Annotated in this window: 19 protein-coding genes; 12 read left to right on the top strand and 7 right to left on the bottom strand. The window is 44.4% G+C overall.

Annotated features, from left to right (window positions below):
• The first annotated feature begins 32 nt into the window (after positions 1-32).
• From NE536_RS18965 to NE536_RS18955, 3 genes are all read left to right on the top strand, one after another.
• Entirely contained in the window at positions 33-638 is a 606-nt protein-coding gene (locus NE536_RS18965; RefSeq protein ID WP_261273667.1) for a sigma-70 family RNA polymerase sigma factor, read from the top strand.
• Positions 631-1,353 carry a hypothetical protein gene (locus NE536_RS18960; RefSeq protein ID WP_261273666.1) on the top strand — a complete coding sequence of 241 codons (723 nt, stop codon included), beginning with the start codon at positions 631-633 and terminating at the stop codon, positions 1,351-1,353. The genes NE536_RS18965 and NE536_RS18960 overlap by 8 nt, the downstream gene beginning before the upstream one ends.
• A gap of 227 nt (positions 1,354-1,580) precedes the next feature.
• The gene (locus NE536_RS18955; RefSeq protein WP_106649732.1) at positions 1,581-2,117 is read left to right on the top strand and encodes a hemerythrin domain-containing protein; all 537 of its coding nucleotides are present in this window, start codon (positions 1,581-1,583) and stop codon (positions 2,115-2,117) included.
• Positions 2,118-2,326: 209 nt separating this feature from the next.
• Here the strand turns inward: NE536_RS18955 and NE536_RS18950 are convergent, their stop codons facing one another.
• The 5 genes from NE536_RS18950 to NE536_RS18930 all read right to left on the bottom strand — a co-directional run bounded on the left by NE536_RS18950 (position 2,327) and on the right by NE536_RS18930 (position 9,326).
• Positions 2,327-2,512, bottom strand: coding sequence for a DUF3545 family protein (locus NE536_RS18950; RefSeq protein WP_006080618.1), 186 nt, complete (start codon positions 2,510-2,512; stop codon positions 2,327-2,329).
• 216 nt (positions 2,513-2,728) lie between these two features.
• On the bottom strand, positions 2,729-4,366 hold the full coding sequence (pgi, locus tag NE536_RS18945; RefSeq protein WP_261273665.1) for a glucose-6-phosphate isomerase: 1,638 nt from the start codon (positions 4,364-4,366) through the stop codon (positions 2,729-2,731).
• A gap of 19 nt (positions 4,367-4,385) precedes the next feature.
• Positions 4,386-5,342 carry a transaldolase gene (tal, locus tag NE536_RS18940; protein WP_106649734.1) on the bottom strand — a complete coding sequence of 319 codons (957 nt, stop codon included), beginning with the start codon at positions 5,340-5,342 and terminating at the stop codon, positions 4,386-4,388.
• 250 nt (positions 5,343-5,592) lie between these two features.
• On the bottom strand, positions 5,593-6,717 hold the full coding sequence (locus NE536_RS18935) for an OmpA family protein (protein WP_261273664.1): 1,125 nt from the start codon (positions 6,715-6,717) through the stop codon (positions 5,593-5,595).
• Positions 6,718-6,959: 242 nt separating this feature from the next.
• The gene (locus NE536_RS18930; protein WP_106649736.1) at positions 6,960-9,326 is read right to left on the bottom strand and encodes a phosphoketolase family protein; all 2,367 of its coding nucleotides are present in this window, start codon (positions 9,324-9,326) and stop codon (positions 6,960-6,962) included.
• A gap of 433 nt (positions 9,327-9,759) precedes the next feature.
• Between NE536_RS18930 and NE536_RS18925 the strand changes: the two genes are divergently transcribed.
• Together NE536_RS18925 and yaaA are read left to right on the top strand one after the other, a co-directional pair.
• Positions 9,760-11,202 carry an alanine/glycine:cation symporter family protein gene (locus NE536_RS18925; protein ID WP_220592252.1) on the top strand — a complete coding sequence of 481 codons (1,443 nt, stop codon included), beginning with the start codon at positions 9,760-9,762 and terminating at the stop codon, positions 11,200-11,202.
• Between the two features lie 129 nt (positions 11,203-11,331).
• Entirely contained in the window at positions 11,332-12,105 is a 774-nt protein-coding gene (gene yaaA, locus NE536_RS18920) for a peroxide stress protein YaaA (RefSeq protein WP_220777220.1), read from the top strand.
• A 73-nt stretch (positions 12,106-12,178) separates the two neighbouring features.
• Here the strand turns inward: yaaA and NE536_RS18915 are convergent, their stop codons facing one another.
• The gene (locus tag NE536_RS18915; protein ID WP_261273663.1) at positions 12,179-13,585 is read right to left on the bottom strand and encodes a M28 family metallopeptidase; all 1,407 of its coding nucleotides are present in this window, start codon (positions 13,583-13,585) and stop codon (positions 12,179-12,181) included.
• 136 nt (positions 13,586-13,721) lie between these two features.
• Between NE536_RS18915 and NE536_RS18910 the strand changes: the two genes are divergently transcribed.
• Complete coding sequence (locus NE536_RS18910; protein WP_006084975.1) at positions 13,722-14,018, top strand: ArsR/SmtB family transcription factor; 297 nt, start codon at positions 13,722-13,724, stop codon at positions 14,016-14,018.
• A 63-nt stretch (positions 14,019-14,081) separates the two neighbouring features.
• Here the strand turns inward: NE536_RS18910 and rpsT are convergent, their stop codons facing one another.
• Positions 14,082-14,348 (bottom strand): 30S ribosomal protein S20, encoded by a 267-nt coding sequence (gene rpsT, locus NE536_RS18905; RefSeq protein WP_006080633.1) that lies wholly within the window; start codon positions 14,346-14,348, stop codon positions 14,082-14,084.
• 252 nt (positions 14,349-14,600) lie between these two features.
• On the opposite strand from rpsT, the gene murJ reads away from it, so the two are divergent.
• From murJ to ispH, 6 genes are all read left to right on the top strand, one after another.
• Positions 14,601-16,160 carry a murein biosynthesis integral membrane protein MurJ gene (gene murJ / locus NE536_RS18900; RefSeq protein ID WP_261273662.1) on the top strand — a complete coding sequence of 520 codons (1,560 nt, stop codon included), beginning with the start codon at positions 14,601-14,603 and terminating at the stop codon, positions 16,158-16,160.
• 65 nt (positions 16,161-16,225) lie between these two features.
• Positions 16,226-17,161: a bifunctional riboflavin kinase/FAD synthetase gene (ribF, locus tag NE536_RS18895; protein ID WP_006084977.1), complete on the top strand. Its 936-nt coding sequence runs from the start codon at positions 16,226-16,228 to the stop codon at positions 17,159-17,161.
• Between the two features lie 32 nt (positions 17,162-17,193).
• Positions 17,194-20,016 carry an isoleucine--tRNA ligase gene (gene ileS / locus NE536_RS18890; RefSeq protein ID WP_261273661.1) on the top strand — a complete coding sequence of 941 codons (2,823 nt, stop codon included), beginning with the start codon at positions 17,194-17,196 and terminating at the stop codon, positions 20,014-20,016.
• A gap of 9 nt (positions 20,017-20,025) precedes the next feature.
• The gene (lspA, locus tag NE536_RS18885) at positions 20,026-20,541 is read left to right on the top strand and encodes a signal peptidase II (protein WP_261273660.1); all 516 of its coding nucleotides are present in this window, start codon (positions 20,026-20,028) and stop codon (positions 20,539-20,541) included.
• Positions 20,538-20,960, top strand: coding sequence for an FKBP-type peptidyl-prolyl cis-trans isomerase (fkpB, locus tag NE536_RS18880; RefSeq protein ID WP_006080638.1), 423 nt, complete (start codon positions 20,538-20,540; stop codon positions 20,958-20,960). Before lspA ends, fkpB begins: the two co-directional genes overlap by 4 nt.
• A 28-nt stretch (positions 20,961-20,988) precedes the next feature.
• Positions 20,989-21,918, top strand: a complete 930-nt coding sequence (ispH, locus tag NE536_RS18875) for a 4-hydroxy-3-methylbut-2-enyl diphosphate reductase (protein ID WP_170927454.1) — start codon at positions 20,989-20,991, stop codon at positions 21,916-21,918.
• The last annotated feature ends 43 nt before the right edge of the window (positions 21,919-21,961 follow it).

Here is a 21,961-nt window from a genome sequence, read left to right as displayed (position 1 = left end):
AGGGGGTTAACCCAAATGACGAGGAATTTCCCGTGGCATTAGCAATACCGCAATTACCAACCCAGGAGCACTCAGATGAGCAATTGATGTTGTGCTATGCCAAGGGCGATTCAAAAGCATTTGAGCAGTTATACCTGAAGCACAAAGGCGCGCTTTATCGCTACTTTGTGCGCCAGTTAGGTGATAAGCAGTTAGCTGAGGATTTATATCAAGAAACATGGGGACGGGTGATCCGCGCAGCGGCTAACTACGAGGCCAGTGCTAAGTTTACTACTTGGCTATACCGTATCGCCCATAACTTATTGATTGATCATGTGCGAGCGGTAAAACCCGTCGATTTAGTCGCCACTGATGAGGACGAAACTGGACCCGATACTTTTGTGGCAGGTGAGCAAGATAAGCCCGACGTGCAGTGGCAAGAAGCGCAAAAGAGTTTATTGCTAAAGACCTGCATCGCACTGTTACCCCAAGTCCAGAAAGAGGCATTTATCCTGAACATTGAAATGGGTTTTACGGCTGCCATCATTAGCGACATTGCGGGTGTGACTTTAGAAGCGACTAAGAGCCGTATTCGCTACGCTTACCAAAGTCTAAAGGATTGCGTTAGCGCGAAATGGCAGGAGGCGGGTCATGAGTAATTCATCTTCAAATGCCGATGAGCACGCATTACAACAGGAAGTGCTGGCTTGGTATCGCCAACAGGCTTTAGAAGTTCCACCGCAGCAACTTGATCAAGATATCTTACAGCTGGCGCAAACTCACTTAGCTGAAATGCATCAAAGCAAAATAACTGCTGTTGAAGCTCCAACTTCTGTTTGGCGACGTCACCCTTGGGCGTTATCGAGCGCGGCATCTTTGGTGCTTGTTGTGGGTTTACTTGTACTTAATCGGCCGCAAATCGAAGATGTTATGGCTCCAAGTCCAATGGCGATGAGTGCTCCGGCGCCACAAGCCATGACAAGGATGGCCGATACGCAAGCGCTGCAATCTTCAAATATGCAAGCAGAAGCTGTGGCTAAGCATGAAATACAGACTCAAATGCAGCAAGCGAAGGCTGCAGCGGGTGCTGAGCGACAACATGATGCAAGTAGTCCAGCTATCGCTGCAAGGTCTATGAATGCTCCGAGCAGTGCTGAATCTTCAGACATAGATAAAGTGCCACTTGGAGAGTCTTTGCATCTGTTAAGCGCTCTCATCGAAGCGAAGGAGACCGAGCAAGCATTAATGCTTGAGCAACAATTGCTTACGGATTATCCGCAACTCGCCGTTGAGACGGTAGATAAAGCGTTGCTAAGCGAACCACAGCTTGAATTTAAAAAGCTTCAACAGCAGCTGCATCAGCTTGCTAAGTAAGTTTGTTGTGGTTTTAGCAATAAAAGCGTACTGAGCAATCCTAATGTGGTGAGAAAACCACTAAATGCCCCTGAGATTGGGATAGACGTATGCGTGCGGTCTGTTTACAGTTTGGTATGTGATTTACTTGATCAACGTCATAAAGTGAACAGGATTTAGCCTGTTATATTGGTGTTAGTCCACGACTTGACTAGTATCAATAGTCAGAACTATATCCAGGAGGCATTATGCTTAAGAGACTCATGCATGATCATAAACATATGGCGGTATTGCTAAATGTTTTAAAAAACAAGCAGATGAAACTGTCCGAAGGTGAGTCAATCAATTTCATCGTGGTGCGGGATATCGTTGAATATATGCAAGGATATGCTGAGCGTTGCCATCATCCGGTTGAAGATATTATTTATGCCTACTATCTAGCGCATAAAGCCAATGACAATATCGATAAATTGAGTGCTGAACACGAGTTAGTGATCCAAGCCTCGGCGGCTTTGATGACGACGTTGAATTTGATCCTTAGTGATATTGTGGTTGCCCGTGAGAAACTGATTGTTGATTTTGCAGATTATGTCGCATTACAAGAGCGGCATATGCAAATGGAGGAGCGGGAAATATTCCCGTTATTGGCCAAAACCTTGACTGAACAAGATTGGCAACTGATTGAGTCTGAGTGTCAGAAATCCTTGATTGATGATCCTTTGTTCTTAGATCGCGAGCAGAAAGAATTTGAGGATTTGCGGGCTTATCTAACAACGGCTGACTAGCATTGATTCACTCATAGGGCCCACCTTGTGGGCTTGAACCTAGGATTCAATACTACAGAGCGATGTTTTTTTACGTTAGCTTCTGTTACTCGCGAGTCGTTATTCCCTCTTATTTCCCACCAGATCCGATAGTACAAATAAAAAAGCGCCGAATGGCGCTTTTCTTGTTCATGTTTGAGGCTAATGGTTTAGCTCATCTCAACATGTGATTACAACTGGATGGCATCAATGTCGTAGTTAAAGTTATTATCGATTTCTTGGAGTTCTTTGAGCAAACGATGCTTATCTTTTAATGCTTCGATCTCACGCCATTTACGCTTTTTATTGGAGCCTCGCGAACGATCGGGTCTTTCAACGACTTCATCTAGCGCACAACCATAATCTAAACGATCCATGGTAACCTCCTGTTGTTGTATGTTTTGTCAGCGATTAAATAACATATTTTTAAAACAGGGTGCAAGAATTATGTTTCAATTGTGTTAAGTTGAAATGAACTTTGAGTGATATGTCGTTGATCTTTACTGTGGCTTGAGAGCGGCGAGGAATTGAAAAGTTGAATAGAAATAATAGGATAAAATAAAAAAGCCAGCGATTGCTGGCTTTTTGTTCGATTAGATTTTGCCTTGTCGATAAAGGTTAATCAATGCGTTACTTGAGGCATCTAAGGCATCACAATTTTGCGTCGCACCGATGCGTGCTAACACATCGTTACCCAGATCCTTACCGAGCTCTACACCCCATTGATCAAAGGAGTTGATGTCCCAAATTGCACCTTGAACAAAGGTTCTGTGCTCATACAGGGCAATTAAAGCACCTAAGGTGCTCGGCGTGAGCTTATCCATGAGTAAGGTGTTGCTTGGCTTGTTACCTGGCATCACTTTATGTTTTGCAATCAGCTGCTTTTCAGCCGCAGAAAATGCACTATTAGCGAGTTCGGCTAAGGCTTCATCAAAAGTGCGACCTTGCATTAAGGCTTGAGTCTGGCCAAAGCAGTTTGATGCTAGCTGATCATGGTGCTCTCCGATAGGATTATGACTTTGCAGTGGCATAATAAAATCGGCAGGGATCAGGGCAGTACCTTGGTGCAACAGCTGGTGATAGGCATGTTGGCCATTAGTGCCTTCGCCACCCCAAATTACTGGACCAGTACTGTAGTCAACATCTGTCCCGTTTAAGGTGACAGACTTACCATTACTTTCCATGTCGAGCTGTTGGAAGTAAGCCGGTAGACCACGTAGATAATGATCATATGTCAGTACAACATGGGACTGAGCATTGAAGAAATTACCGTACCATAGGGATAATAAGCCCATGATCACTGGCATGTTTTCTGTCAGTGGTGCATTGGCGAAGTGCTCATCCATTTGGTGGGCACCTGAGAGCAAGGCTCTGAAATTATCCATGCCAATCAAGAGTGCTATCGGTAAACCAATCGCTGACCAGAGTGAGTAACGACCGCCTACCCAATCCCACATAGGGAAAATGTTGTCTGCATCAATCCCAAAATCCGTCGCTTTAGCGACGTTTGAGGTTACTGCGACAAAGTGTTTTGCCACATCTGACTGCAAACCGCCTTTTGCTAAGAACCATTCTCTGGCAGTGAGGGTATTGGTTAAGGTTTCCTGTGTCCCGAAAGATTTGGACGACATGATGAATAAGGTCGTTTCAGGATCCAGTAACTTCAGCTTCTCACTGATAGAAGTACCGTCGACGTTTGCTACAAAGTGGCACGTTAACTCTGGGTTCCAATATGGGCGTAGCGCCTGAGAGACGATCTTTGGACCAAGGAAAGATCCACCAATACCGATACTGACAATATCGGTTATCGCTTTACCTGTGTAACCTTTCCATTGACCTGATGTCACTGAACTCACAAACCCTTGCATTTTATTCAGGGTTTGTTGAACTTCAGGAACTATGTCTTGACCCTCGGCAATAATCGATTGTTCCGCAGTGCTACGTAGTGCAGTGTGCAAAACAGCGCGCTTCTCTGTAGTGTTAATGATCTCACCCGCAAACATTGCTTTGATTTTTGCTTCAAGTTGACTATTGCTTGCCAACGCAAATAACAGATCAAGCGTTTCCGTCGTTGCTCTGTTTTTAGAGTAATCCAGTAATAAACCACAGGCAGTTAGCGACATTTTATTGAAACGTGCCGCGTCAGTGGCAAACAATTCCCGCATATGCGGTACATTTTTACTGTGTGCTGATAAAGCTTGCCATGTTGAGCTTTGGGTCAAGTGTGTCATCTCGCCGTCTCCAGAGTGCTTAGTTTGCGAGCTTAGCCGTGAGCATCACTTCGAGTTTGCCTTGGTCGATAGCAAAGTTTCGAATGCCTTCTGCAAGCTTATCAACTGCCATAGGATCTTGGTTAAAGTCCCAACGGAATTGCGCTTCTGTTAATGGAGCTTCGGCTGCGACAGTGCTGGTTGCCGGAACCAGTTTAGGAGTAATGTCGACTTGCGAATTAGCCAGTTCTTCTAACAGAGAAGGGCCAATCGTGAGACGATCGCAGCCTGCTAGTTCGATGATTTCACCGATATTACGGAAACTTGCGCCCATAACGACAGTATTAAAACCATGCTGTTTGTAATAATTATAGATTTCGGTAACAGAAATGACTCCTGGGTCATTTACGGCATCGTAGTCTTTACCTGTATCTTTTTTGTACCAATCAAGGATACGGCCTACAAAAGGCGAAATTAGATAAGCACCAGCCTCGGCGCAAGCACGTGCTTGGGCAAAGCTAAATAGCAGAGTTAAGTTGCAGTTGATGCCTTCTTTCTCTAGCTCTTTAGCGGCACAAATGCCTTCCCATGTTGAAGCAAGTTTGATCAGAATACGTGATTTATCAACGCCCGCTTCTTTGTAAAGGCGAACCAGCTTATGGGCTTTCGCAATTGATTGTTCTTTATCGAATGATAAACGGGCATCAACTTCAGTTGAGATACGTCCAGGAACGAGTTTCAGTATTTCCACACCGATATTAACGGCGAGCTTATCGCTGGCATCATCAAGTTGCTGCGCGAGATCGGCACTTTGTGATTTTGCCCAATCGATAGCGTTATCTATGAGGGATTCGTATTCAGGAATTTGAGCCGCTTTCAAGATGAGTGATGGATTGGTTGTCGCATCTTCAGGTTGGTAGCGTTTAATCGCTTCGATGTCGCCAGTGTCAGCGACGATAGTGGTATATAACTTGAGTTGCTCTAATGTATTGGCCATGAAAAACATCCTTCTCAGGTAGCAGTCTTAACTCGGAATTCACTGATGACTATTAGAAGCGATTTTGCCAACTTTTCCAACCTTGAATGTAAAAAAATTACAAAAATGACAATTTTATGTCTATTTAGGTTTGGCTTGAGATACAGGCTCTCATCTTGGCTGTGGTAGAGGGCATCGCTTTTACTAGTGTATACCCCATAAAAACAAAAAGTCGCTGCAAGCAGCGACTTTTTTACGTCAATAAGTAATATTACTTAAGAACAGGTTGTTTAGCTGTAGTTGTCACAACGGCTTCGATGCGACGGTTAGCAGCATGGGCTTCTTTCGAGTCACCAGCAACTAGTGGCTGAGTTACACCGTAACCGTTAGAAGTTACGCGGCTTTGGCTGATACCATATTTCTCAACAAGAATTTTGGCAACGGCGTCAGCACGTTTGTCAGATAGCACCATGTTGTACTCTGGTTTACCTACGTTTGAGGCATGGCCAGCGATTTCAACAGTGAACTCTGGGTTCTTGTTCAGGTAGTTAGCTAGTCTTTCGATATCTTTGTAGAAAACAGGCTTAACTACAGCTGAATCGTTAGCAAACTGGATTGAACCCACGTCTTCTTTATTTTTTACGTTTTCGTAAATAGTACAGCCAACAGAGTCAACTTTATGTGTTGCTGGTGTGGCTGGACATTGGTCTTTGTCGTCATAGACGCCATCGTTGTCTGAGTCAACGGGGGCTGCTGCGATAACCGCTGCTGCAACTGGAGCCGCTGCAACTGTATGACCGAAACGGTAGCTCAGTTCTAGACCCCAGTAGTTGCTTTCACCTTCAAAAGTGCCCCACTTATCTTCATCTAAATTTTCATAGCGACGATATTTAGCTTGAAGTTTTAAGTTCTCAGTGAAGTTATAACCAATACCTGTTCCGAAATAAGGTGCAATACCACTATCGCTGTAGTATTCGCTACCCCATTGTTTATTATTGGATATTAAATAGTTCATTGCGCCAGCTTCAACAGATAAACTCCAGTTGTTAGCTATTGGCCATACGCCTACAAGCCCAAGAGTCGTACCTTTAACTCCTAGATCATTGAGCTTGTTGCTATAATCGGTCCATTCTGCACGACCAAGATTACGGTAACCTAACTCAATCCCAAAGTAGTCATTGAACATGTAACCTGCGAAAATATCCCAAGCATATGGGTCATCTTCACCGCACACTTTAGTTGTTTTTAAATCGCAGTTCGGCTCATAGTTATTTACGCCAAGTCCACCACCGACATACCAAGGTGTTAGTTCCTGAGCCGCAGATGCGGTGAAAGGTAATAGCGATGCAAGCAGTACAAATTTTAATTTATGATTCATCATGTTCTCCAATTCCATTATTTATGATTCTCCACCAATATGCTCTGCAATTATTTGTGTGCAAAACATTGCTAGCACTTAATGTGGGGATCCTTTGGTATTGTAGCCAGCGATTAATTATCACTTGGTTTGTTAAATTTAGCCAGTGCTAAGCCTCTTCATTTTTATGAGGTATCATTCTGTAAGATGCTTTTAAACATAAAAAAGGCACTCCGAGGAATGCCTTTAAAATGAATTATTTTGTTATTTTTTCGTAAACTTTAACGTGTCCATACCCAATTCTCAATTTCTACTGGGTCGACACCATTGGCTTTAATATAGTTGCGGTGATCAACTAATCTTTGCAACATGTCAGTGGTGATGGAAACGTGCATAGTTTCATCAATGACGCCCTGTTGGAACAGTTTGTAAGCCATATCAATCACTAGGTGATAACGTGATGTACCGTTACGAACGCCCATATCGAATGGAGTGGTTGTTGAACCTTCTTCTTCATAGCCTTTGATTCTGAAGCGACGGCTGCCTTTGTAATCAAATATTAACTTTTTGATCGTATTTGGGTAACCGTGATAGTTGAATACCACGCCTTTATCTTGGGTAAATATTTCGTCCATTAACCAAGGTTTTTCTTTAAATTTGCGACTTCCTAGGCCATCACTGCTTAATTCTGTGACGCTAACGAAGCGAATTTTGACTCTTGGAAGTAGTTCTCTGATCAATACTAATGAAGCCATACATTCTTGAGTGACGTAATCACCACAACCTGCCAGCACAATATCTGGATTCTCATCAGAGGCAAAATCCCAAACCATCACGCCATCTTTTGCTTGTTTACGCGCTTCTTCCAAGCTTAACCATTGTGGTAACTCTTTCTTACCCGCAACGAGAATATTGAGTTTGTCGCGGTCAGCATAAGCGCGTTCGGTATAAACTAAGGTGCTGTTGGCATCTGCTGGTAAATAAGCAGAGATAATTTTAGGATGCTTCTCTAGCATAGCGCCCAGGAAAGACGGGTTTTGATGCGAGTAGCCATTATGGTCTTGGCGTTCTAGCAACGAAGATAAAACGACGTTACATGCAGGCAGTGGCTTACGGAAGTGTACGCCTTGGCTCGCGTAGACGTATTTACAGTATTGGTCTGCCATCGATGAGATCACTTGTGAGAATGACTCATAGGTTGGGAACATACCGTGGCGGCCTGTGACTGTGTAACCGTGTAACATACCAAACAGCAAATTTTCAGAAAGCAGTTCAATGACTCGCCCTTCACGGGACATGTCTTCATCCCAGCTCTCAATTGGCCATTGCCATGCACGATCGGTTTCTTCAAATACGGCTTGTAGTTGATTTGAATAGGTTTCGTCAGGGCTAAAAATACGTAGATTACGTTGATCACGGTTCAACTTGAATGCATCACGCATCCATTCGCCCATTTTCAGCATTGAATAACCACGGTGACCACGTGGTACTTCTGGGCCATAGCTAAGTTTTTCGAGATCGGGATTCGCTAACGCTCTAACGACTTCCCCGCCGTAACTCAAATGTTGACGACCACAGGCAAGTTGCTTAGGTGGAATTAATGAGCAAATGTCTGCATCAAAAATAAGCTCACCTTTATCATTCATTTGGTAAAGTTCTTGGAAGTTGTAACTGGCAAGCCAATTGTTTAGTGCATCCAGATGACCTTTATCTGTGGCACATTTATTGACGATCACTTGGTGTGATTCGCAGTTACCTTCGAGTTTCTTACCTTTATACTCACTGACACCGGTCCAACCTTTGGCGGTACGCATTAAAATCACTGGCCATTTAGGCTTAACCACATCTTCGCCACTACGGGCACGACGTTGGATATCATTGATCATGGCGTAGGCGGTATCCATGGCATTCGTCATTTGCACATAGATATCTTCTTCTAATTCGTTATCAACGATAATAGGGAAGTAGCCAAGACCACGGAATTCAAGATCCAGTTCTTCATGACTCATGCGTCCCATGCGGGTTGGGCCTGAAATTTTATAGCCATTGATATGCACAATCGGTAATACTGCACCGCTAGTCGCAGGAGATACTAAGCGATTTGCATACCAAGATGCGGCTAATGGCCCCGTTTCTGCTTCACCGTCACCAATTAAGACGGTGGCGATTAGATCTGGATTATCAAGAACAGCGCCCCAGCCTACTGAAAGTGAGTAGCCAAGTTCGCCACCTTCAAGAATTTGTCCTGGAGCTTCTGGGTTTGCATGTGAAGGGTAGCCGTAAGCTGCGGAAAACTTCTTACAAATATCTTCGATACCCGTTTCATTGTAGGGGATCGTTTCTGGATAGAAATGACTTAACGAACCCTCTATGAATAAGTTAGCTTGTACTGCAGGGAAACCGTGACCTGGACCAACTAAATAGATGAATGAGCGATTGTGTTTAACAATCAATCTATTAATGTTGGCGTAAACAAAGTTAATGCCGGGGCAGGTACCCCAGTGGCCAAGTAAACGTGGTTTGATATCAGTATGGGCAAGTGGACGTTTATGTAAGACGTTTTGTTTGAGATAAATCTGCGAGGTCGCAAGAAAGTTAGTCGCTCTGACATATTTTTTCAGTGCATTGATTTCATGTATTTGTGTCATATAAAGCCTCACTAAAACAAACAAGAGATGATTGAAGTTTCTATGTGACTACTATATTTGTAATTTTATTACAAAAATGTGCCCTGCATCCAAATTTTAAAAGTTGTTTTTACTGTTAAAAATAATGTGCTAACTGTGCACTTTTGTTAGTTCAGCTTTAACAGTGACTTAGCTTATGTTGTGAGACGTGATGTTGATGGTGTTTAACTGCGCAAACGCGAGCTTGATCACATGAGCAATTTCGAATACTGTGCTATTTTGCTGCGTTGAATTCGGTAGCCGTGATGTTGTAAATTCACGGAAGGATAATTTGAAAAAATAAATCTACTGAAATTCTTACCTTTAACTTGGAAGGATTCATTCACCACAGATGTTGTACCTCTAATTGCCATTCAATTTGAGGAGCATTTGCTACGGGAAGAAGTAAAATAATATGTTAGAAACCATAGTTAATTTTTTGAATGCGCTACTTTGGGGTAAGTTGTTAGTATATGGGCTAGTAGGAGCTGGTCTTTATTTTACCATTAGACTTGCCTTTATCCAGTTAACCCACTTTAAACATTCCATCAAAGTCATGACCATGAGTCGCCAAGGTTGCGATAGCGGTCTTTCATCATTTCAAGTCTTTTGTACCAGTATGGCGGCCCGTGTCGGTGCCGGTAATATGGCCGGTGTTGCAGTCGCTATTGGTGCTGCAGGTCCTGGTGCGGTATTTTGGATGTGGCTTATCGCTATTTTAGGTATGGCTACTGCTATGGTTGAATCAACCTTAGCGCAGGTTTACAAAGTGCGAGATCATAACGGTCAGTTCCGCGGCGGTCCTTCTTACTACATGGAAAAAGGCTTGGGCCAGCGCTGGATGGGCATTTTATTTGCTGTATTCCTGATCATTGCTTTTGGTCTGGTATTTAACGCGGTGCAAGCAAATACGATTACTGGAGCCATGGAGCGAGTTTTTGGGTTTAATCCAACTTATGTCGGGATTGGACTCGTGATTGCCAGTGGATTTGTGATTGTCGGTGGTCTGCGTAAAGTTGCCCGAGTCTCTGAGTTTATTGTTCCTATCATGGCATTAGCCTATATTCTCGTTGCCTTTATCATCGTTATTTTCAACCTTGATCAACTACCTGCGATTATTAGCTTAATTGTGAAAAGTGCTTTTGGTTGGCAAGAGGCTGCTGCCGGTGGTGTCGCTTATACTGTCGCGCAAGCTATGCAAGCGGGTATTGCACGCGGACTCTTTTCGAACGAAGCGGGTATGGGGAGCGCGGCGAATGTCGCGGCCAGTGCGTCGCCTAATCCGAACCATCCAGCATCCCAAGGTTTTGTACAAATGATGGGTGTGTTTGCTGACACTATTGTTATTTGTACTGCAACGGCTGCAATAATCCTACTATCAGGAGATATTGGCTCGAGTGACGATGGCATACGATTAACCATTAATGCTATGTCTACTCATGTTGGTGACTGGGGTGGGGCGTTTATTGCGGTAGCGATTTTCTTATTCTGCTTTACATCAATCATAGCCAATTACTCTTACGCTGAAACAAACGTTATGTTTTTAATGGGCAACAGTACCAAATTACTGCCTTTGTTCCGTTTGTGTGTATTGGGTATGGTGATGTTTGGTGCCGTGGCGAAGATAAGTCTGGTGTGGAACTTAGCCGACGTTTCTATGGGATTAATGGCGACAGTGAACATTATCGCCCTCCTACTGTTATCAGGTTTGGCTATTCGCGTAATCAACGATTATCGCGAGCAGGTCAAAGCGGGTAAGTCTCCTGAGTTTGATCGCAGTAAGTTTCCTGAATTAATGGATCAACTCGATGATGATATTTGGCAAGATGCCAGTCTTACATCGGTTAAAAAGCCTTAGGTAACCCAGATAGTCGACGACAGAGATTTCTGATTGTCGCAATCGAAAAGACCACGCCGTTAAAGCGTGGTTTTTTTATGTTCGTTCAGTATCATAGGCATGTCTTTTTGTTTCTGTTGGGAGTTTTTGATGTTGATATTGGTTTCGCCGGCGAAGACCTTAGATTTTGAACAGCCGCCACTGACACAGGTGTATTCACAGCCTGATTTCTTAACTCATAGTCAGGAATTGATCCAAGTTTGTCGGCAATTGACCCCTTCAGATATTGCGACTTTAATGAAGGTGAGCGATAAAATTGCGGGTTTAAATGCGGCGCGTTTCGGAGAGTGGCAGCCAGATTTTAATTTAGATAATGCCAAACAGGCTATATTTGCCTTTAGAGGCGATGTGTATACAGGTTTCGATGCTGATAGCTTATCAGAAGCTGAAATCGCTCAGACTCAGTCGCAGCTGCGTATTCTATCGGGTCTTTATGGGCTACTCAGACCGCTGGATTTAATCATGCCTTACCGCTTAGAGATGGGAACTGCACTTTCGAATCCAAAAGGTAAAAATCTATATGAATTTTGGGGTGATACCTTAACGCAAGCGGTAAATGAAGCGCTTGCGGAAAGTGGTAGCGATATAATTGTCAATCTTGCTTCTAATGAGTATTTCAAAGCGATAAAGCCTAAAAAACTGCAAGGGCAATTAATTTCACCCGTGTTTAAAGATGGTAAAAATGGTCAATATAAAGTGATCAGTTTTTTTGCTAAGCGTGCAAGGGGCATGATGGCGAGATATATCATCACCAATAAAGTGAATACCCTAGCTGAGTTAAAGGCATTTAATCTCGCGGGTTATTATTATAGTGAAGAGCAAAGTTCACCGACACATCCAACATTTTTACGTGCAGAGCAATAGCGCAATATCGAGAAGATGTTAATTGATAGAGAGAACAGCTTATGTTGTTCTCTCTATTATTTTTATCAACTCTCTATTTTTCAGATTGAGTGACTAAAGGCGTTAATGTCACCGTTGAATTTGCCATGATATAAGCAAATTGTGCGTAGGCGGCGACGTTTTGAGCCAATGCGGCAGGGTCGATTTTATCTAAGGTATCATTCGGTGTGTGATGGTAATCGAAATAATCGTGACCATCTTGCCTTAATGATGCAACAGGTACGCCTAGGGCCGGCAACATAGAGACATCAGGCCCGCCAGAAGCTTGGTTGTTGCCAAGTGCAACACCATTGAATGACATAGGGCTAAGTGCATGCTGTACCTCAGTCCATGCGCTCTCATTGACCTTAGTATCGATTTGATAGATTCGGCCCGCGCCAAAATCAGACTCTGCAGCAATGTAGTGCAGTGGTAATTCCGCTTTATGCGCTTCGGCATAGGCTTTACCGCCCACAAGCCCAATTTCTTCAGCGGCATATAGCACCACTCTGACGGTACGAGCGGGTTTTACCGGAAGATCTTGAATATGCTTAGCTGCAGCTGTCACAATCGCGACACCCGCCCCATCATCAATTGCACCCGTACCTTCATCCCAAGAATCTAAATGAGCGCCAATCAATACTATTTCATTGGGCTTGCTGTTGCCTGTCACTTCGGCAATGACATTGTAAGACGTATTAAAGCCTGCATTCTTTGGTGACATCTGCAATTCAAGTAGAGCATCAGGATTGCGTTTTAGTAATGCATCGACCAAATCTGCATCGGGGTTTGACATGGCAGCAGCGGGGATCTTTGGCACGTCATCTTGGTAGCGCATAACACCTGTATGGGCCATGCGGTCATGATCTGTGCCAATAGAGCGGATCACGATCGCAACTGCGCCTTTTTGCGCTGCTGCGACGGCACCTTTTGAGCGGCCGCCAACGCTTTTGCCATAACCTTCACCAGTAATGTGGCGTTCAGTTTTTTGGTCAATAAACGCAATCTTACCTTGCACGTCTTCAGGCTTGGCTTGTTGTAGTGCCTCTAGGCTATCAAAACGTGCGATTTTAGCCTGTAAACCACCTGCTGGTGTCGCAACGCTGCCGCCAAGCGCAGTAATGACCAGCGGCTGCTCGACTGGGAAGGTTATTTTGGCTTTGGCTTCACCGCGCTCCCAAATGGGCACTTGTACTGGTTCTTTATAAACGCGGTCAAATCCAAGGCTTGTCAGTTTCTCCATCGCCCAGTTAACGGCGATGATATCTTTTGGGCTACCAGCAAGTCTTGGGCCTACTTCAACCGTGAGCGATTCGACTATGTCATAGCCTAATTGTGAAGCTAATGCCGTCTGTTGTAATTTTATGGCTTCACTTGTCGTGGCTGTTTCTACTTGAGTTTGGCACGCACTTAAACTCCCAATTAAAAGACTAGAGAGAAGTGCAGTTTGATAGGGCTTCATTAGATTTCCTTTATTTTTATTAAGCATGTCCCATTTTTAAAAACAATCTAGCAAAAAGTGTGCTTTATGTCCCGACTATATCCGTAAGGCAACGCTATATTAGCGCAGGGGTTAGTTTTAGGAGAGAAAGTGCGTAATGAATATTGAATTAATGCAGGAGCGAGCCGATCATGCGGTAGTGCTATTAAAGGCACTCGCGAACGAACGCCGTTTATTTATTCTTTGTTATTTATTGAATGAAGGAGAAATGTGCGTTGGCGAAATGAATAAAAAATTAGGCTTAAGTCAATCGGCACTATCACAACACCTTGCTTGGTTACGCAAAGATAATTTAGTAACCACACGCAAAGAAGCGCAAACGGTATTTTATTCGCTCAAGAGTGATGAAGTACGGGAGATGATCCACTTATTGAATAACATTTATTGTCATTAATAGTGTTTTTCAGATATAAAAAAACCGGCAACTGCCGGTTTTTTTCATTTGCTATTTTATAGATTAAGCAGCGATTGCTTTGATCTTAGCGTTCAAACGTGCCTTTTGACGAGCGGCTTTATTCTTGTGAATAAGACCTTTAGTCGCCATACGGTCAACGATTGGTTGAGCAACAGCAAAAGCTTCTGCTGCTGTTTTGTGATCGCCTGCTTTAATTGCAGCGATTACTTTTTTAACGTATGTACGTAACATTGAGCGACGGCTGGCGTTATGCTGACGACGCTTTTCAGATTGAAGCGCGCGCTTCTTTGCAGACTTGCTATTAGCCAAGGTGCAACTCCTAAAAACTGGATTTGATACTTTTAAAGGCCGAGGAATATGCCTGCATTTAGTCACTTTGTCAATGACTATGATTGAATATTCATCATAAAGATAAATTAATCCAACCTGCCTTGGCTATCTTCGACCCAACTCGTGTAATATGTGGCGCAATTCTAGCAGCTATTACCGCAGTGTGACAGAGCCTGAATCGATTTTTTGAGATGTATCACCTAATCAATTCGATATGGGTCTGGGGGACGTTTGAGTAGAAAATTATTAAAATCTGGTCTGATTGTTAGTGCTATGACATTGATATCCCGTGTGTTAGGTCTTGTTCGGGACGTCGTCGTTGCTAACTTGATGGGGGCCGGGACAAGTGCCGATGTGTTTTTCTTCGCCAATAAAATTCCTAACTTTTTACGTCGTTTGTTTGCAGAAGGGGCTTTTGCACAAGCCTTTGTGCCTGTTTTAACTGAGTACCAAGAGAAACATACCGCGGAAGAAACCCGTGACCTGTTGAGTAAAGTTGCAGGCACATTAGGTTTGTTGGTGACGATTGTGACGCTTGTGGGCGTGGTGGCTTCGCCTGTGTTATCGGCCTTATTCGGCGGTGGTTGGTTTATCGCTTGGCTCAATAATGAGCCCGACGGCGCTAAATTTGAACTCGCCACCGTAGTGCTTAAAATTACTTTTCCTTATTTGTGGTTTATCACCTTTACCGCACTGGCTGGCTCTATTTTAAACACCCGAGGCCGATTTGCGGTTTCGGCGTTTACCCCTGTATTCCTTAATGTGGCGATCATTACCGCGGCTATATTTTATGCGCCAACATCGACTCAACCCGAAATCACTCTTGCTTGGGGCGTTTTTTGTGGCGGATTAATCCAGTTCTTATTTCAAATTCCTTTTTTGTTGCGTGAAAATTCACTGGTTAGACCCTCGTGGGGTTGGCATCACCCTGGAGTAGTGAAAATCAGAACCTTGATGATCCCGGCGCTATTTGGCGTATCGGTTTCACAGATTAACCTGTTATTTGATACCTTTATCGCCAGTTTTTTGATGACGGGCTCAATAAGCTGGCTCTATTATGCCGACCGTTTATTGGAGTTTCCCCTAGGATTGTTTGGGATCGCGATTGGTACTGTGATTTTGCCTGCGCTGTCACGAAACCATGTGAATGCTGAAGGTGCGGGGTTTGGCTTGACGATGGATTGGGGAGTTAAAGCGATTTTGCTGCTAGGCCTACCAGCCATGATGGGTTTGATCGTGCTCGCCAAACCTATGCTGATGGTGTTATTTATGCGTGGTGCTTTTTCGATACATGATGTTGAAATGGCTTCTTATAGTTTGATGGCTTACGGTAGCGGGTTACTCAGTTTTATGCTGATTAAAGTACTCGCACCAGGTTATTACTCCCGCCAAGATACCAAAACCCCTGTGCGTTATGGCATTATCGCCATGTTCACCAACATGGGCTTTAACTTATTGTTTGCTATTCCTTTTGGATATGTTGGACTGGCGATTGCGACTTCAATGTCAGCATTGCTCAACGCCACTTTACTTTATCGAGGATTGCATTTAGCCGGCGTTTATCGCGTTTCTAGGCCGACTATGGTGTTTTTTGCTAAAGCCGTGGTCTCTACCGCCTTGATGGTGGTAGTCTTGTATTACTTTTTACCTTCGCAACAAATTTGGTTAGATTGGCATTTGTTCGAGCGTGCAAAAGCCTTGATAGGCTTGATTTTAGCGGGGGCAGTCAGTTACTTGTTGGGACTGCTTTTGCTCGGAATTCGTCCTTGGTCAATTAAACGGGGAGTTTGATTGCTGATTCTCATCGCTAGCTGTTATATAATCAGCCGATTTGCGCTTGGCAGTTGTCTAAAGTTATGGAATTAATCCGCGGTATACATAACATTTTGTCATCCCACCACGGGTGTGTATTGACTATAGGTAATTTTGACGGTGTCCATCGTGGTCATGCACAAGTGATTGCGAACTTAGTGCAGAAGGCAAAGCAGTTATCGCTGCCATCTACTTTGATGACGTTTGAACCTCAGCCGCAGGAATTATTTAGCGGCGACAATGCGCCAGCTCGTTTAAGTTTATTACGTGATAAAGTCATGTTGCTCGATGAACTAGGGGTCGAACGGTTAGTGTGTGTTAACTTTAATCGCACTTTTGCCAATCAACCCGCTGAGCATTTTATTGAAGAATTGTTGGTCCGCAAACTCGGTGTTAAGTACCTAGTGGTCGGCGATGATTTTTGTTTTGGTCAGGGCCGTAAAGGCAATTTTGAGATGCTAGTGCAGGCGGGTATCCAATATGGCTTTACAGTGGTCAGCACCCAAAGTTTTATGCTGGGCTCGCAAAGAGTGAGCTCAACCGCCGTGCGTGAACAATTGGCTAAGGGTAATCTTGAGCAAGCAAGACGCTTGCTCGGTCATCCTTTTACCTTGAGTGGTCGTGTCGCGCATGGGCAAAAAATTGGCCGCACCATTGGTTTTCCCACAGCCAATATCGCCTTAAAGCGCAATGTTGTGCCGGTACGCGGTGTGTTTGCGGTCAAGTGTTATTGGGATAACAGCGATATTTATGAGGGCGTAGCCAATATTGGGTTCCGTCCGACAGTGAACGGTCAAGTGTGTCAGCTTGAGGTGCATCTTTTTGATTTTGAAGGTGACATTTATGGCAAACATGTTGAGGTCGAGTTGGTGGCTAAACTCCGTGATGAGCAACCTTTTGACTCATTGGATGCGCTTAAGCAACAGATTTTAAATGATGCAAATGAAGCCAGAGCTTTATTTGGTAATGATGCAGGCTGAAATTTATCAGTTTAATTAACGGTATAGGATCAATGAGCGACTATAAATTTACTTTGAATTTGCCGGAAACAGAGTTTCCGATGCGTGGTAATTTGGCAAATCGCGAGCCAGAGATGTTAGAGCGCTGGACAAAAGACGGTTTGTATCAGCAGATCCGTGATAGCCGAATTGGCCGTACTCCCTTCATTTTGCACGACGGCCCACCGTATGCGAATGGCAGTATTCATATTGGTCACTCAGTTAATAAAATCCTCAAGGACATTATTATTAAGTCAAAAACCCTATCTGGTTTTGACGCACCGTATGTGCCAGGTTGGGATTGCCACGGTTTACCTATTGAGCTTAAAGTTGAGCAAAAAGTGGGTAAGCCTGGTCAAAAAATCTCTGCGGCAGAATTCCGCGAAGAATGCCGTAAATACGCCGCCGAGCAAGTTAACGGCCAACGTGAAGACTTTATCCGTTTAGGTGTATTAGGCGACTGGCACAATCCGTACCTGACGATGGATTTTTCAACCGAGGCTAATATCGTACGTTCTTTATCGAAAGTGATTGAAAGTGGTCACTTACATAAAGGCGTAAAGCCAGTGCATTGGTGTACTGACTGCGGTTCTGCCTTAGCTGAAGCTGAAGTGGAATACGAAGACAAAACCTCACCTGCTATCGATGTGGCGTTTGTGGCGGCGGATAGCAATGCCGTTGCAGCTAAGTTTGGGGTAAGCGATTACTCACATCCAGTTTCTATGGTGATTTGGACTACCACACCATGGACGCTACCAGCGAACCGCGCCTTGTCATTAAGCCCTGAGCTGGATTACAGCTTAGTTGAATTCGAAAAAGACGGTGTGACGCAAGCGCTTATTTTAGCTGAAGTATTAGTTGAATCTTGCCTGACTCGCTATAACGTGGAAAGCCATACAGTGCTTGGCTCTGCCAAAGGCGCAGCGTTTGAGCTTGTCCGCTTTAATCACCCATTCTTAGATTTTGATGTTCCGGCAATTTTAGGCGATCACGTCACGACTGATGCCGGTACTGGTATCGTTCACACTGCCCCTGGTCACGGTCAAGACGACTTTGTGGTTGGTCAAAAGTACGGTTTAGAAGTGGCAAACCCTGTTGGCGATAACGGTGTATACAAGCCAGATACTGAGTATTTTGCTGGCCAACATGTCTTTAAAGCCAACGATAACGTTGTTGCTTTACTGAGAGAAAAGAGCGCCTTGCTGAATCACGTGGCTTACCGTCATAGCTACCCACATTGCTGGCGTCACAAAACACCGATCATCTTCCGTGCAACGCCGCAGTGGTTTATCTCTATGGATAACCATGGTCTGCGTGCGCAAGCATTGAAAGAAATCGAACAGACTCAATGGATCCCTGATTGGGGTCAAAGTCGTATCGAAAAAATGGTTGAAAACCGCCCTGACTGGTGTATTTCACGCCAACGTACTTGGGGTGTGCCTATCACGTTGTTTGTGAATCGTGAAACCGAAGAGTTGCACCCAGATAGCGTGTCGCTAATGGAACGCGTGGCGAATCGTATCGAACAGCAAGGTATTCAAGCTTGGTGGGATCTCGATGCCGCCGAATTGTTGGGTGATGAAGCTGAGCAATATCGTAAAGTCACTGATACTCTGGACGTTTGGTATGACTCAGGTTCAACCTTCTCGTCAGTGGTTGCGGCTCGTCCTGAATTCCACGGACACGGCGTTGACTTGTATCTTGAAGGTAGCGACCAACATCGCGGCTGGTTTATGTCATCTTTGATGATTTCAACCGCTATGAATGGCAAAGCACCTTATAAGCAAGTACTGACTCACGGTTTTACCGTCGATGGTAAAGGCCGCAAGATGTCAAAATCTATCGGTAACGTGATTGCGCCGCAAACGGTAACCAACAAATTAGGCGCCGATATTCTGCGTTTATGGGTTGCGGCAACAGATTACAGCGGTGAGATGACGGTTTCTGACGAAATCTTAAATCGTAGCGCCGATGCCTATCGTCGTATTCGTAACACTGCCCGCTTCCTATTAGCCAACTTGAACGGTTTCGATCCTGCTAAGGATTTAGTTGCTGTTGAAGATATGGTGGCGTTAGACCGTTGGGTTGTGCGCCGCGCTGCTGCGCTGCAACAGGAAATTATTGAAGCCTATGAACAATATAACTTCCATATTGTGACTCAAAAACTGATGCAGTTCTGCTCGGTTGAGTTAGGCAGTTTCTATCTGGACATCATTAAAGATCGCCAATATACGGCTAAGCAAGAAGGCCATGCACGCCGTAGTTGTCAATCGGCGCTGTATCTGATCTCTGAGGCTATGGTACGTTGGATTGCACCAATTCTAAGCTTCACTGCTGACGAAGTGTGGCAACTATTGCCTGGCGAGCGTGATGCCTATGTCTTTACTCAAGAATGGTATCAAGGCTTGAAATCAGTCACCTTAGCGACGGATTTGAGCGACGACTATTGGCAGCAACTGCTGACTGTGCGTAACGAAGTCAATAAAGTGATTGAACAAGCTCGCCGTGACAAACGTATCGGTGGTTCATTAGAAGCGGAAGTGACCTTGTTTGCTGATGCAGCTTTGACTGAACAATTAACCCATATCGGCGATGAGCTAAGATTTGTGTTATTGACCTCTGAAGCCAAAGTCTTGCCTTTAGCGGATGCGACATCAGAAGCGGTTGAAACTGAGCTGGCGTCACTGAAATTAGTGGTTGCTTCAAGCACTGCTGAGAAGTGTGAGCGTTGTTGGCATCACAGAGAAGAGGTTGGCACCATCGAGGCCCACCCAACACTCTGTACTCGCTGCGTAACAAACATTGAAGGTGACGGCGAAGTTCGTCTGTTTGCGTAAAGGATCTGTATGCCATTAACTTGGAAAGACAGTGGCTTACGTTGGTATTGGGTAGCTGTATTGGTGTTTTTCGCCGATCAGCTATCTAAACAATGGGTCTTAGCCAATTTTGATTTGCATGAATCGCTGAATTTATTGCCTTTCTTTAATTTCACTTATGTACGTAACTACGGGGCCGCCTTTAGTTTTTTAAGTGACGCCGGTGGTTGGCAGCGTTGGTTATTTACGATTGTTGCGGTTGGATTCAGTACTCTACTCACAGTGTGGTTGCGTAAGCAATCCGCTTCGTTGTTGAAACTGAATCTGGCTTACACTTTAGTGATTGGTGGTGCCCTAGGCAATTTGGTCGACAGATTAATGCACGGTTTTGTGGTTGATTTTATCGATTTCTTTTGGGCTAAGAGCCACTATCCAGCTTTCAATATCGCCGATTCGGCGATTTGTATTGGTGCTGTGTTGATCATTTGGGATGCATTTTTAAGCGGTAAATCTGAAACAGATTGCGCCGAAGGGGTTAAAAAGTGACTGTGACGCGATCTTTACTATGCCATATGAATATTGTGCTTTCTGATGGTTCAACCGCTGATAGCACTAAAGCTTCGGGTAAACCAGCTCGATTAAATGTGGGTGACGGTACGTTAAGTCCAGCATTTGAGGCGCAATTGGCAACGCTTGCTGAAGGTGATAAACACAGTTTTACCCTTGAAGCGATTGATGCCTTTGGTGAATCAAATCCTGATGCTATTCACTATCTAGACAGAAGCCGTTTTCCGGCAGACATGAGTTTAGAAGCAGGCGTGATTGTCAGTTTTGCTGGCCCAGGTGGCAGTGAAATCCCGGGTATTGTCCGTGATGTCGCGGGTGATTCCATCACAGTCGATCTGAATCATCCTCTGGCAGGGCACAAGATCACTTTTGAACTGGACGTTGTAAAGGTACTTTAAGATGAAACTCGATCCTACCAGCCCAAGTTTGAATATTATGCTCGCGAACCCGCGTGGTTTTTGTGCGGGTGTTGATCGTGCTATCAGTATTGTTGAACGGGCGTTGGAATTGTTTTCACCGCCTATCTATGTTCGACATGAAGTCGTACATAATCGCTATGTCGTGCAGAATCTGAAGGATCGCGGTGCGGTTTTTGTCGAAGAGTTAGATCAAGTGCCGGATAACAACATTGTTATCTTCAGTGCTCATGGTGTATCCCAAGCTGTGAGACAAGAAGCAAAGGCGAGAGGGTTGAGAGTTTTTGATGCGACTTGTCCCTTAGTGACCAAAGTACATCTTCAAGTTACGCGAGCAAGCCGTAAAGGTATTGAGTGCATTCTGATTGGACATGAAGGCCACCCTGAGGTAGAGGGGACTATGGGTCAATACGATAATCCTAACGGCGGCGTTTATTTAATTGAATCGCCTGCCGATGTGGATGCGCTAGAAGTGCGCGACCCTAATAATCTCTGCTTTGTGACCCAAACAACCTTATCAGTCGATGATACGTTAGACATTATTGCCGCGTTGCAAAAAAGGTTTCCTTCAATTGAAGGACCTCGCAAGGACGATATTTGTTATGCGACTCAAAATCGTCAAGATGCAGTACGTAATCTGTCTGCAGATGTGGATTTGTTGATTGTTGTCGGATCAAAAAACAGCTCTAACTCTAATCGGTTACGCGAGCTCGCATTGAAGACGGGAACCCAGTCTTACCTGGTAGATACTGCTGACGATGTTGAATCTAGCTGGTTCGATAATGTTTCGCGTGTTGCTGTTACCGCTGGTGCTTCTGCACCTGAGGTCCTAGTTCAACAAGTTGTCCAAGCAATTGCGAAACTTGCGCCTAGTGTGGTAACTGAGGTCGAAGGCCGTAAGGAAGACACTGTCTTTGCGGTGCCTGCTGAACTACGCTAAATCTATGTGCTGTTAAGTTATTAATAAAAAAGAGGCGCTAAGC

This window comes from Shewanella septentrionalis (genome assembly GCF_025370265.1).
Taxonomy (GTDB): Bacteria; Pseudomonadota; Gammaproteobacteria; order Enterobacterales; family Shewanellaceae; genus Shewanella; species Shewanella hafniensis.
Note: the sequence above shows the minus strand (reverse complement) of the source record. Positions and strands in the feature narration are given on the sequence as shown.